Source organism: Ferruginibacter profundus (assembly GCF_054783275.1).
This window is the reverse complement of record NZ_BAAGQW010000001.1, coordinates 1,377,870-1,391,579: the sequence shown is the minus strand read 5'-3', so window position 1 is coordinate 1,391,579 and position 13,710 is coordinate 1,377,870. Positions and strand designations below refer to the sequence as shown.

Here is a 13,710-nt window from a genome sequence, read left to right as displayed (position 1 = left end):
AAACTAAAACACAAACTCTTATTAATTACCTGCGCCCACTCTTTGCTGCTCATCTTCTGTTGCTGATCTGCGGCGGCTCTGGCCTTGCTGCTTTCCAAAGCGGTAAGTAAAGTTTACACCGTACTGCCTGTTATCCCACCGGTTGCGGATATCAATATCCACCGTGCCGTAACGGGTAAGGCCGTGGTATTGTTGAAAGTTAAAAGGATCACGGGCATTTAAACGAAGGCTGCCCTTGCCTTTGAGTAAATTATTTTTTGCCAGGCCAATACTTAATTGCCCCATGGGATAGGAGAGTGATAATTGTTCAATGGTTTTATAACGGTAGAAGCCACTGAGCTCTGCACTCCATCCTTTGCCGATGGTGAAGTTATTATTAACATTAAGCGTAAACGAAGTAAAGGCAAGGTCCAGGTCAACAACTTCAGGCTTGCCCGTTTCGTAGCTGATATAGGTGCCGGTATAATGATTGCGGTACACATTGCCATATAAACTGCTGTTCCACCATTTTGCAAATTTTACCGGAGCGCTGATGGCGATGCCGGCATTGGTGTACCGGGCAATATTATCTGATGTAAGAAAACCAATGATCTCCCCGTTGTTTCCTTTTTTACGATTGATGATCTGCGAAATAACATCAGTGGTGGTGGTATAATTCAATGTAGTATTTAATTTACCCTTGTAACTATGTGTCAATTCATAATTATAGGAGAATTGCGGGGTTAAATAAGGATTGCCCTGGCGGTAACTTAACGAATCCAGGAAGAAAGTAAAGGGGTTTAGGTCCTGGTAGTTGGGGCGCTGCAACCTTCTGCCTACCGAAGCGGTAAGTGAATTTTTATCGTTAATGGTGTAGCTGGCAAATGCAGTAGGGAAGAGGCTGATATAATTTCTTTTTACAGATGAATTGTCAATGGCCTGCACGCCTTTGGTGTTGGTGTTTTCTGCCCTTACACCGGTTTGTATATTCCATTTTTTAAATTGTTTGTTCAGGTTAATGTAAGCAGCATTCACATTTTCGGTATAAACAAAATGATTGTTTCTTGCATCAGGTATCCAGGTATTGCCTGCCTTGCGTACATACTCCACCAGGTTATCTGATGTTACATAACTGGATTTAATACCGGTCTCGAATCTAACCCCATTTTTATACGTATGCACAAAATCAGATTTTAAAGAATAGATATCAATTACCGATGGCAGGTGCCCGTTCAAAAACATTGAGTCTGCTGTTTTATTATAATTGCCATCAAAGAAACCGGTGCTGAGGTTCTGGTCGGAAGTATTGTTGTAACGGGAATAATCCAGGTCGAGTGTTAACTCAGTACCGGTGCTGTCAAATGTATGCCGGTAATTAAAATTGGCGCCAAAATTATTCCAGCTTAATTTATTGGTGTTCTCGGTATTCAGTCTTGAAAATGCCACACCATCTAATGTGGTAAAAGTAGTGTTGGTTACCGGGTGTGGCCGGCCTGCAAATAAAAAGCCATTCAACACAATACCGTAACTGTTTTTTTTATCGGGTGTAAAATCTAACCCCGTTTTTAAAGTGTAATTATTATTTCTGAAACGGAAAAAAGTATTTACATTATTGATACTGTCAATGGCTTTGTTATCCCTGTAGTAACGGCTTACAATATTCAATTCGCCCCTGCCTTCACGATAGTTGTATACACCGTTGGTAAAAAAATTGACCTTATTCTTTTTGTAATTATAATTTACAGCAACGTTGGGTTTCCAGGTCATTTCTTCTGCACCGTTTTTTCTGAATAAGGAATTGGTGGTACCAACAGCAATACTGCCATTGGAACCTTTTGCTTTATTCTTTTTTGTTTTGATATTGATAAGGCCCGAATTACCGGAGGCATCATATTTAGAAGAAGGATTGGTCATGATCTCTATCTGGTCTAATGCAGATGCAGGCAGGTTGCGCAATACGTTGGCAAGATCGGCACCGGAAAGATAAGTTGGTTTTCCATCCATCATTATAATCACACCCTGCTTTCCTTTAAGGCTGATGTTGCCATCATTGTCTACGGTAACGCCCGGTGATTTTTCCAATACTTCCAATGCGGTAGCACCTGCATTGGAGGGGGAAGCTTCTACGTTTACTACCATGCGGTCGGGCTTTTGCTCAATAAATTGTTTGGAGGATACAACAGTTACTTCGCTCAGGCCTTTTGCCTGTGGTAGTAATTGTGCATCTGTAATTGTTACAGCTGTATGAGCAGCAGTAATTTCCACCGGCGAAGTGATTTTTTTTGCAAAACCTACAGCCGAAATGCTGATGAGATATTTACCTTCGGCCAGTTTATCAAAAGAAAAATTGCCGGCCTTATCACTTACCGCAATTTTTATGAGGCTTTTATCAGCGGCTTTTAATAATTGTACTGTTGCAGCATCAACTGCCTTATTCTCACTGTTAGTAATGGTACCCGTTATAGAACCGGGTTTTGTTTGTGCCTGGGCTGCAGCAGTGGCCACCACAGCAATAAGCATGGTAATGAGTTGTTTCATGACTACTTTGTTTTGGTATACTTTAATAAATTATGGCTGCACGAAACTGTTACAATAAGCAGGTATAGAAAACTTAAAATGGGATAAAGGGCAATAATTATTTATGGCAGGAAAAATGTAAAAAAAAGACAAGGGTCATTTGGCTGATACCAATGACAGGCGGTAGCAGTATCCATTGCAGCATATAAGATCAAAAAAGGAAAGGGATGTAAAAGAGGAGATAAAAAATTAAAAAAAAGCCGTGTCTTACACAATAGCAAAATATTGAAACCCTTTTTTACCATTTGCAAAGACACGACCTTGCCTGAACAAAACCTGTTATGCTTACATCCTTATTTTCAACGCATATCTGAAGGAAGTTTAATTTCACCTACATCGGTATACTTCGCTTCTTCCACAACGATATTGGTTACTGTTACATCTTTGTAGGGTTTAACAGCCTCAACATATAATTTCCAGTTGGCAGGTTTTACATCTAAAGAAAAAGCACCTGCTGATGGAACAATGGAAACGGTGTCTTTATCGCTGATTGCCCACACTTTCTTAACCATATCTGCCGGCTTGATTGTGCCATGAATACCAGAAGCTGCATGTTGCGGCTCAGTAAAAGAACTGGTGGCGATACCTGCGCTGATTATTGCAAAAGCACAAAGCAACAGCACGATAACTTTTTTCATAACTACGGGTTTAAATTATACACTTAATAGTATACAAAGTACAGGCCATTAATGCAGAGCGGTGTTTCATAATTAGGGGAATGATTTACATTATTCACACATTTATAAAACGGGGCTGTTTTTAATCAGGCCGATACTGTAAATAATAACTCAGAAATTAATTAACTTACAAGAAAATCGCTTGTTGTATGGCAAACCTTGACCCGGCATATAAAGTAAAGGCCAACGAATTTGAATTCTCTTTTAATAAGGAAGAGATAGCTGCAGCAGACCTCATTAAAAAATCTTCCACCGTATTTAATTGTATTGCAGCGCATCAGTCTGTTAATGCCACACTGGTGGCTGCGGATGATACCGGTAAAAAATTAAGCATTGAAATAGAAGGGGAGATTTACCAGGTTGAAATAAAAGATGAACTGGACCAGGTACTGGATAAAATGGGCTTTGGCATTACTGCAACAAAACATATCAAAGATATTAAAGCCCCTATGCCGGGTATGGTTTTAGAAATTGCTGTTACAGAAGGGCAGCAGGTACATGAAGGCGATAAAATGCTGATACTTGGTGCCATGAAGATGGAGAACAGCATACTGGTACCGGTAGATGCCATTGTAAAAAATATAAAGGTAGTAGCAGGACAGGCGGTGGAAAAAGGGCAGGTGTTGGTGGAGCTGGAGTGAGCCGTGGACGTGAGTGGTGAAAAACAGGAATGTAAATTAAGCGTAAAAAATAATACTATGCAAAAAATACTGGTGGCTAACAGGGGTGAAATTGCGTTGCGGATCATGCGTACCATTCGTAAAATGGGACTTCGGTCTGTTGCTGTATATTCAGAAGTGGATAGAAATGCACCGCATGTTTTATTTGCAGATGAAGCGGTTTGTATCGGGCCTGCTCCATCTGATCAGTCTTATTTAAATGGCGATAAAATTATTGCGGTTTGTAAAGCACTCGGTGCAGATGCTATTCATCCCGGTTATGGTTTTTTAAGTGAGAATGCTGCTTTTGCACAACAAGTGGAAGATGCAGGTATAAATTTTATTGGTCCCAGCCCTGCAGCTATGCGTATCATGGGCTCTAAGCTGGCAGCTAAAGAATGTGTAAGTCATTATAATATTCCGATGGTACCCGGTATTGATAAAGCTGTTGAAGATATTCGGGTAGCCGTAGAAGTTGCAGATAAGATCGGTTACCCTGTTTTAATAAAAGCCTCTGCCGGCGGTGGCGGTAAAGGAATGCGTGTGGTGGAAAAGGCAGCCGATATGCAGGAGCAGATGGAAAGGGCTATCAGTGAAGCACGGGCTGCATTTGGCGACGGCGCCGTATTCATAGAAAAATATGTTGGCTCGCCACGTCATATTGAAGTACAGGTGGTAGCTGATAAATTCGGTAATATCATTCATGGTTTTGAAAGGGAATGCAGTATACAACGCCGTCACCAGAAAGTAGTGGAAGAAACTCCTTCAGCAATCATGACGCCGGAATTGAGAGAAAAAATTGGTGATGCAGCTATCCTGGTGGCAAAATCCTGCAACTATACCAGTACCGGCACGGTAGAATTTTTAATGGATGAAAACCTGGATTTTTATTTCCTGGAAATGAATACCCGTTTGCAGGTAGAGCATGCGGTATCTGAAATGATCACGGGGCTTGACCTGGTGGAAGAACAAATAAAAATTGCAAGAGGAGAAAAATTAAGTTTTACGCAAGATGACCTGGTACTTAACGGGCATGCAATTGAATTGCGGGTGTGTGCAGAAGATCCGCTGAATAATTTTTTACCTTCTATTGGTACGCTTACCAAATATGTGAAACCAGCCGGAGAGGGAATAAGGGTAGATGACGGGTATGAAGAAGGTATGGAAGTATCTATTTATTATGATCCCATGATCGCCAAACTGGTGGTGCATGGCAAAACAAGAAGCGAAGCTATTCAGAAAATGTTAGCGGCTATTAAGGAATATAAAATTGAAGGTGTGGCCACCACATTGCCATTCGGCACTTTTGTATTTGAACATGAGGCTTTTTTTACCGGGCACTTTGATACCAATTTTGTAAAAAAATATTTTACTCCCGAAGCCATAAAAGAAAAACAAAAGGCCCATGCTTCCATTGCTGCCATTGTTGGTTTAAGGTATTACCTCGATCAGCAACAACTCATCAGCCCGGTGGAGAATAAATCCACCAGCTGGAAAAGAAGGCTGGCACATTAAAAATAAAGTGTGATCAATAAAAGTATATCAGAGATGAAATCTAAAATTGCTATTTTAAACGAAAAGACGGAAGCAGGCAAGCTGGGTGGTGGAAGGGAAAGAATTGCAGCGCAGCATCAGAAAGGAAAATTAACAGCAAGAGAGCGGGTAACTTTATTAATGGACCCCGGTTCTTTTGAAGAGATAGGTGCACTGGTGATCCACCGCACCAGGGATTTTGGAATGGAAGACCAGCAGTTTTACGGCGATGGTGTTATTACCGGTTACGGTACGGTTCATGGTAAACTGGTATATGTATTTGCGCAGGATTTTACTGTATTTGGCGGTGCCTTATCAGAAACACATGCCGAAAAGATCTGCAAGATCATGGACCTGGCGATGAAGACCGGGGCTCCAATGATAGGGATGAATGATTCAGGCGGCGCTCGTATACAGGAAGGCGTTAGGTCGCTGGGTGGGTATGCCGATATTTTTTACAGGAATGTACAGGCATCGGGTGTTATTCCGCAATTGTCGGCCATTATGGGGCCCTGTGCAGGCGGTGCTGTATATTCTCCTGCCATAACCGATTTTACTATCATGGTAGAAAATACCAGTTATATGTTTGTTACCGGCCCCAATGTAGTGAAGACGGTTACCAATGAAGAAGTAAGTGCCGAAGCGTTGGGAGGTGCATCCACTCATGCAGTTAAATCGGGCGTAACACATCTTACTGCAGCCAATGATATGGTATGCATAGAACAACTGAAAAAACTACTGGGTTATTTGCCACAGAATTGTGAGGATGTGCCGGCAAAATTGCCGTGTACATTGGCTGACGAAACGAGAGAGGTATTGGAAACGATCATTCCGGAAAGTACCAACCAGCCTTATGATATACGTGCTGTGATAGCCGGTATTTGTGATGCGGATTCTTTTTTTGAAATGCATAAAGATTATGCTGAAAATATTGTGGTGGGTTTTGCAAGGCTTGCCGGCAGAAGTATTGGCATTGTTGCCAATCAGCCCATGAGCCTTGCCGGTGTGCTGGATATTGACAGCTCAAAAAAAGGCGCCCGGTTTACAAGGTTTTGTGACTGTTTTAATATTCCCTTGCTGGTATTGGTAGATGTGCCGGGCTTTTTACCGGGCACCGACCAGGAATGGAATGGTATCATCACCAACGGTGCAAAATTGCTGTATGCATTAAGCGAAGCCACCGTGCCACGTATTACAGTGATCACCCGTAAAGCATATGGTGGTGCTTATGATGTAATGAACTCCAAACATATTGGTGCCGATATGAATTTTGCATGGCCCACTGCAGAGATCGCTGTGATGGGTGCAAAAGGTGCCAGCGAAATTATCTTTAAAAAAGAAATTGCCGCCGCTGCAGATCCTGCGCAAAAACTGGCAGAGAAGGAAGCAGAGTATGCTGAAAAATTTGCCACGCCATACCTAGCTGCCGAAAGAGGTTTTATTGATGAAGTGATAGCACCAAAAGATACCCGTAAAAAGCTGATCAAGGCTTTTGCCATGCTGGAAAATAAAGTAGCCAAACGGCCAAGGAAAAAGCATGGGAATATACCGTTGTAGTTTTTTATTACAATTCAAATTCCCACACCGTTCTGTAAGTACCTGATTGTTCAATATAAGTTAAGAAGGCATTGTAAAAAGCATCAGCACCAATAGTTGCACTGTCGCCAATTACAAACAACTGTTCTTTAGCTCTTGTAATGGCCACATTCATCCTGCGGTAATCTTTTAAAAAACCAATATCGCCATCATCATTGCTTCTTACCAGGGATAAAATAATAATTTCTTTTTCCTGCCCCTGGAAACTATCGATGGTACTGATACGCATTGATTTGGGTAAAATTTCTTTTGCTGCAGCAACCTGGCCTGCATAAGGAGAAATGAATGCGGTATGTAAAGGATCAAGGTTTTCAGTCTCCATAATTTTCTGCACCACCTGTAACTCACCTTCGTTTTGCAGGCTGGTGCCATCGCTGCCATGTTTTTCATTAAAGCCCGAGCCGGCAGTATCAATAAAAGTGATATGCGTTGCATTGTTGGTAAGATGCGTGGCAGTTTGTAAAAGCCCCTCATAAAAATAATTGCTGCTGAAGCCTGCAATGGCTTCTCTCATGCGGTATTGTGTGTTGAGTAAAAAAACATTGTTTACCGTAGCAATACTCACTTCTAATATAGAACGGTTTAAACCCAGCCTTGCTGCTTCATTGCTCAACACCGTTGGTGGCAATTGCAAGTGATCGCCTGCCAGTACATATTTTTTTGCTAAAGGAAAAATGGTCCATGCCAATGGTTCAATGCATTGCCCGGCTTCATCAATTACCAGGGTATGAAAACTGAGGTGATTGATCTTTGCATCATACAAACCAACGGGTGTACCTGCAATTACATCTGCTTCAGTGTATAATTTTTCTTCATTGTAAGCCTGTAGTTTTTTTATTTCTGTTCGTATATTTTTTACTTCTTTAAATAAAAGATTACGTTGTTCCCTTTCGGCTTTACCAAAACTGCGTTTGTATTTCAGCGCCATCTTCCTGAATTCTTCTGCCCTTATTTTTAATTGCTTTATTTCTTTCAGTTGTTTGCTGTTGTTTAATTTTCCTTCGGGTGTATGTTGAAAAATGGTTTCATCTACCTTGCTGGTATTGCCCACACGTAATACTTTTACATTTTGTGCAATCAATCCTTTGACAATATTATCTACAGCAGTATTGCTGGGCGCAGCTACCAATATTTTTTCTCCTGCTCTTACCAATTGTACAATGGCTTCAACAAGGGTAGTGGTTTTGCCCGTACCCGGTGGACCATGCACAATTACAATTTGTTCGTTGGTAGTAATGGCGGCAACAGCCTGTTGCTGGCTGTTATTTAAATTTTTATTATTGAAAGCAAGCGGAACAGCCGGTGCAGTAGCTGTAATCCTTCCTGTTACCGCATCGCCGTGCAGTTGCTCAAATAATTCAAATAATTCTTTATTGCCTTCTAAATTATTCAGCACCGTTTTCATGATGGTAGTAGTGCGTTGATCGGGTGCTAATTTTATACCTACACCATCTTCTTCTATCCAATCCGGAAAATCGGGAGCAAACAAGCGGAACTCTCCGCTCTTACCATCTAAATTTATTAATACGCCTTTCAACGGTTCTTCTCCTGCACAAAAACATTCAATGGCAGCGCCATCTTTAAACAAATTCATTTCCGGCGGAAAGTTTAAACGGAAACTGATTTCGGGATAATCGGCATAACCAAAATTCTTCCGGGTTACCACAATAGGATGCAGGGCCAGCCCTTCGGCCTTTAATGATTTTAAAGTGTGCTGCTGATCAAGGCTGTATCTTTTTACCTGTTCTTTTTCTTCCAGGTCGATACATTGTAATAAATTTTTTATCTGCGGATGCGTTACTGGCATGGCGTGAAAATAACAAGGATGGGGAGAATAAAAAAATAGATAACGGAAAGAGATCTTACCATTGAGGCATTTGAGGTATGTAAGTCATATAGAAAACATGAGTTCACTGCATATCTTATGCACTTTAAATAACCCCGGTGTCTTATCTGGTTAATTTAAAATTGGTTCATCTCTTTGCTCTTACATATTGCACCGGCCACGCCACATCTTCATTTAATTCCTTAGCTGCACGCAATGGAAAATAAGGATCACGTAACAGCTCCCTGGCCATAAGAACCAGGTCAGCTTTTTGTAGTTGTAAAATTTCTTCTGCCTGTGTTGCGGTAGTTATAATACCTACTGCACCGGTTAGCATACCGGTTTGCTTTTTTATCGCTTCGGCAAATGGCACCTGGTAACCGGGCCCTGCATTAATTTTTGCAGTGGATGAAATACCCCCGGAAGAAGTATCGATCAGGTCGATCCCTTTCTTTTGCAAGATCATGGCTAATTGTACCGAATCTGCAATGGTCCAGCCACCTTCTGTCCAGTCGCTGGCAGAAATGCGTACAAACAAAGGCAGGTCTGCCGGCCATACGGTTTGCACGGCAGCAATAATTTCTAAAAGAAATCTTATCCTGTTTTCAAAACTGCCACCATATTCATCTGTACGCTGGTTGCTTAAAGGAGATAAAAACTCATTGATCAAATAACCATGTGCAGCATGTAACTCAACTACTTTATATCCTGCTTTTAAGGCACGTGCAGCGGCCAGCTTAAAATCGTTGATAATTGCAGCAATTTCTTCTTTGGTTAATGCATGCGGGGCCAGGTCGGTTTCATAAAAAGGTATTGCAGATGGTGCCACTGTTTGCCAGTGATTTTCACCCGACTTAATTTGTGAACCACCATTCCATGGCAGATCGCAGCTGGCTTTTCTTCCTGCATGCGCCAGTTGTATACCTGCTACTGCGCCATGCTGCTGTATAAATGATACGATCGGACTTAATTTTTCAATATGTTCATCTTTCCAGATGCCGAGATCGCCATAAGTGATGCGGCCTGCGGCATTTACTGCAGTGGCTTCCTGGATGATGAGTGCAGCACCGCCAATTGCCCGGCTGCCTAAATGCACCAGGTGCCAGTCGGTGGCAAAACCATCCACACAGGAGTATTGGCACATAGGAGAGACCACGATCCTGTTTTTTAAGGTAATACCCTTTAATGTTAAAGGAGAGAAAAGTAAACTCATTGTATTGATATTTTAATAAGCTGAGACCAGGTAAGTGGCAAAATTAAATTAAAAGTTGCAACACCAATTCAGCACCTGTTTACGAAATCGGGTACTTTATCAGTAAAGGCCAGGCATAAAAATTAATCATTATCAGTTCAACAACTGACGTAACTCATATCCTTAATGCCGGTTAATTGTCAATTTTAGCATCAGAAATATATAACCCAATTCACCACGATTAAACTTAAATACAATGAAAAAGGAATACTGGATCAATGTTAAACACGTAGATAACAGGTTGGTCATTTTTTTAAACGGAGAAACTATATGGGACAGCGGTATTGTACGCAACGACCCTGAGATGGATGAGTACATTAACATTACCGAACACCTGATACATCATATCAATCATGCTACGGAATTGATATTTGAAGGTTTTAATGATACCTATGATGACGGCGATACACCCGATGGATTAAATCCCTGGCATTTTCAGTACCGCGTATTTGAAAGGGTAGTGGATGCTTATGGAAAAGTGATCGGCGAAGAAAATATGCTGGCACCTTATAATGAAAAGCATTTATCTAATCCTAATATCCGGGCCATTAATAATTGCTACCAGATAGTGAGAAAAGATGGCGTATTTAAAGTAGTATCCAATTCTTTATCTCAAAATTTTTACAACTAGAAGTATTAACGATTGCATTTTATTTCTATACTCACAATTTCAATATTCAATTATGGCACAAATGAAAAAGGCCGCCAAATATGTATACTATTTTGGCGGAGGTAAGGCAGACGGAAACGAATCCATGAAAAATCTATTAGGAGGCAAAGGCGCTAACCTGGCAGAAATGGCAGGGCATCCCAAACTCCGCTTACCGGTTCCGCCGGGATTTACATTGACCACAGATGTATGTACTTATTATTACAGCAATAAAAAGAAATATCCTGCCGTACTGGATGCCCAGTTAAAAAAAGCATTAACGGCTGTGGAAAAAGAAATGGGCAAAAAATTTGGCGATGTAAACAATCCGTTGCTGGTATCTGTACGTTCGGGTGCCAGAAAATCAATGCCCGGTATGATGGAAACAGTACTCGATATCGGCTTGAATGAAAAAACTATTGAGGGGGTTATCAGCCAATCCGGCGATGCCCGTTTTGCTTATGATGCATACCGCCGTTTAATTATGATGTATGCCGATGTGGTAATGGAAAAAGCAGGAGGCATTGAACCCAAAGGCGGCAAAGGCATAAGAAAAGTACTGGATGAAAAATTAGAAAAGATAAAACACAAGCAAGGCTATAAATTTGATACCGATCTTACCGTTAACGAACTAAAAGCATTGGTAAAGGATTTTAAAGCAACGGTATTAAAAGTATTAGGTAAACCATTTCCTGATGATCCCTACGAACAGTTGTGGGGCAGCATTGGCGCTGTGTTCAGCAGCTGGATGGGCAAGCGTGCCTGCGAATACAGGCGCATAGAAAAAATTCCCGACGAATGGGGCACCGCAGTAAATGTGCAGGCCATGGTATTTGGTAATATGGGCGACAGCAGTGCAACCGGTGTTGCCTTTACAAGAAACCCCGGCAACGGCGAAAATAAATTTTACGGGGAATACCTGGTGAATGCACAAGGGGAAGATGTGGTGGCAGGTATAAGAACACCGGCACCGGTAAATGATTATTCTAAGAACGATCAGAGTAAACACCTGCCCACATTAGAGCATATTATGCCTGTTGCATACAAACAATTATTTGAGATACAAAGAAGGCTGGAAAAGCATTATAAGGACATGCAGGATATTGAGTTTACTATTGAAAAAGGAACACTCTATATGTTGCAATGCCGCATTGGTAAACGCAATGGTGTTGCTGCTGTAAAAATGGCAAGCGATATGTACAATGAAAAACTGATTGATGCAAAAACAGCTATTAAAAGAGTAGCACCTAATCAATTGGTGGAATTGTTATTGCCGATGCTGGATCCAAAAGAACAGGCCGCAACAAAAGCAATTGCAAAAGGTTTGCCTGCCGGCCCCGGCGGCGCCAAAGGCCGTGTGGTATTCACTTCAAACGATGCAGTGGAATGGGCGGCCAGAGGAGAAAAAGTGATTTTGGTAAGAGAAGAAACGTCGCCTGAAGATGTGGACGGTATGCATAAATCACAGGCTATTCTTACTACAAAAGGTGGTATGACATCGCATGCGGCATTAGTAGCAAGAGGCTGGGGAAAATGCTGTATTGTGGGTTGTGCAGATATTGAAATTCACAGTGAAACAAAATCTTTTAAAGCCAATGACGGCACATTTATAAAAGAAGGCGACTGGCTAAGTTTGGATGGTACCAAGGGGCTGGTGTACTTAGGAAGTATGGGTCTGGTGGATATTGACCTGGATAAAAACCTGGCGTATAAAAACCTGATGAAGCTGGTAAATAAAACCCGTACATTAAAAGTACGTACCAATGCCGAAACACCGGAGGATGCTGCACATGCCATGAAGTTTGGCGCAGAGGGTATTGGCCTGTTCCGTACAGAACATATGTTTTATGGTGAAGGCAGCGAACAGCCATTGTTCTTACTGCGTAAAATGATCATGAGCAAAACAGAACCTGAAAGGCGTAAAGCATTGAATGATCTTTTTGTTTTTGTGAAGAAAGACATTAAGGATACCATGGAAGTGATGAAAGGTTACCCGGTAACTATTCGTTTGCTCGATCCGCCTTTGCATGAATTTGTACCGCATGATGTGTCTAAATTACAGGAGTTAAGTAAAGAGTTGGGCATAAGTTTAAGCATGTTGCGCCGCAGGGTATTGGCATTGCACGAAAATAATCCCATGCTGGGCCATCGTGGGGTAAGGCTTGGCGTTAGTTATCCTGAAATTACCGAAATGCAGGTGAGGGCTATTTTTGAAGCGACTGCAGAATTACTGAAGTCGGGTAAAAAAGCATTCCCCGAAATTATGGTGCCGGTTACCTGTACCGAGAATGAACTGATCCATCAGAAAATAATTGTAGACAGGGTTTACAAAGAAGTGTGCGACAGTAAGAAGATGAAAAAGATACCTTACTTGTATGGTACCATGATTGAAATACCAAGAGCCGCAATAAAAGCTGATAAGATGGCCGAAATAGCTGACTTCTTCAGCTTTGGAACCAACGATCTTACACAAATGAGTTTTGGTTTCAGCCGTGATGATGTGGGTGGATTTTTACCAAAGTACATGGACCTGAAAGTGTTGCCTGATGATCCTTTTCAAACCATTGACCAGGATGGTGTAGGGGAGTTGGTAAAATTAGGCACTGATCGTGGAAGAAAAACAAAACCCAATTTAAAAGTAGGTATTTGCGGCGAACATGGTGGTGATGCGGAAAGTGTAAAATTCTTTCACCGTGTGGGGATGAATTATGTAAGCTGTTCTCCTTTCAGGGTGCCGATAGCATTGCTGGCAGCAGCACATGCGGCTATAGAATCGGGTAAAGGAAAATAACATCATTTGCTATATACTAAAGCACCGGCCTGAAGTTTTAAGGCTGGTGCTTTTTTGCATGCGGATGAACACAGGTTTCTATTTTGTAAATGCGGATTCCCTGCACTCCGGGGCCAGAAGAAATCATGAAAATTTTACCGGTATGGTGTAATAGATGTTCCGGTATTTTTAA

9 protein-coding genes are annotated in these 13,710 nt (G+C 41.6%); 5 read left to right on the top strand and 4 right to left on the bottom strand.

All coding sequences use genetic code 11. The features are described from left to right. Positions 1-21: 21 nt before the first annotated feature. The gene (locus ACYVM0_RS05865; protein WP_460553900.1) at positions 22-2,517 is read right to left on the bottom strand and encodes a TonB-dependent receptor domain-containing protein; all 2,496 of its coding nucleotides are present in this window, start codon (positions 2,515-2,517) and stop codon (positions 22-24) included. Positions 2,518-2,855: 338 nt separating this feature from the next. Further along, on the bottom strand, positions 2,856-3,194 hold the full coding sequence (locus ACYVM0_RS05860) for a hypothetical protein (protein WP_460553897.1): 339 nt from the start codon (positions 3,192-3,194) through the stop codon (positions 2,856-2,858). A 188-nt stretch (positions 3,195-3,382) separates the two neighbouring features. Here ACYVM0_RS05860 and ACYVM0_RS05855 point away from each other — a divergent pair, with 188 nt between their 5' ends. Genes ACYVM0_RS05855 through ACYVM0_RS05845 form a run of 3 tightly spaced genes read left to right on the top strand, consistent with a single transcriptional unit; the run spans position 3,383 to position 6,982 of the window. Further along, a complete protein-coding gene (locus ACYVM0_RS05855; RefSeq protein ID WP_460553894.1) occupies positions 3,383-3,874 on the top strand; it encodes a biotin/lipoyl-containing protein in 492 nt (163 codons plus the stop codon). A gap of 57 nt (positions 3,875-3,931) precedes the next feature. Further along, positions 3,932-5,407, top strand: a complete 1,476-nt coding sequence (gene accC, locus ACYVM0_RS05850; protein ID WP_460553891.1) for an acetyl-CoA carboxylase biotin carboxylase subunit — start codon at positions 3,932-3,934, stop codon at positions 5,405-5,407. Between the two features lie 33 nt (positions 5,408-5,440). After that, on the top strand, positions 5,441-6,982 hold the full coding sequence (locus ACYVM0_RS05845; protein ID WP_460553888.1) for an acyl-CoA carboxylase subunit beta: 1,542 nt from the start codon (positions 5,441-5,443) through the stop codon (positions 6,980-6,982). Between the two features lie 7 nt (positions 6,983-6,989). Here ACYVM0_RS05845 and ACYVM0_RS05840 read toward each other — a convergent pair whose 3' ends face one another. Continuing rightward, positions 6,990-8,828, bottom strand: coding sequence for a DEAD/DEAH box helicase (locus ACYVM0_RS05840; protein WP_460553885.1), 1,839 nt, complete (start codon positions 8,826-8,828; stop codon positions 6,990-6,992). A gap of 166 nt (positions 8,829-8,994) precedes the next feature. Next, complete coding sequence (gene namA, locus ACYVM0_RS05835; RefSeq protein ID WP_460553882.1) at positions 8,995-10,059, bottom strand: NADH:flavin oxidoreductase/NADH oxidase; 1,065 nt, start codon at positions 10,057-10,059, stop codon at positions 8,995-8,997. A 235-nt stretch (positions 10,060-10,294) separates the two neighbouring features. Here namA and ACYVM0_RS05830 point away from each other — a divergent pair, with 235 nt between their 5' ends. Further along, positions 10,295-10,729, top strand: a complete 435-nt coding sequence (locus ACYVM0_RS05830; RefSeq protein WP_460553879.1) for a hypothetical protein — start codon at positions 10,295-10,297, stop codon at positions 10,727-10,729. A gap of 52 nt (positions 10,730-10,781) precedes the next feature. Beyond that, positions 10,782-13,538 carry a pyruvate, phosphate dikinase gene (gene ppdK, locus ACYVM0_RS05825; protein ID WP_460553876.1) on the top strand — a complete coding sequence of 919 codons (2,757 nt, stop codon included), beginning with the start codon at positions 10,782-10,784 and terminating at the stop codon, positions 13,536-13,538. Positions 13,539-13,710 lie beyond the last annotated feature (172 nt).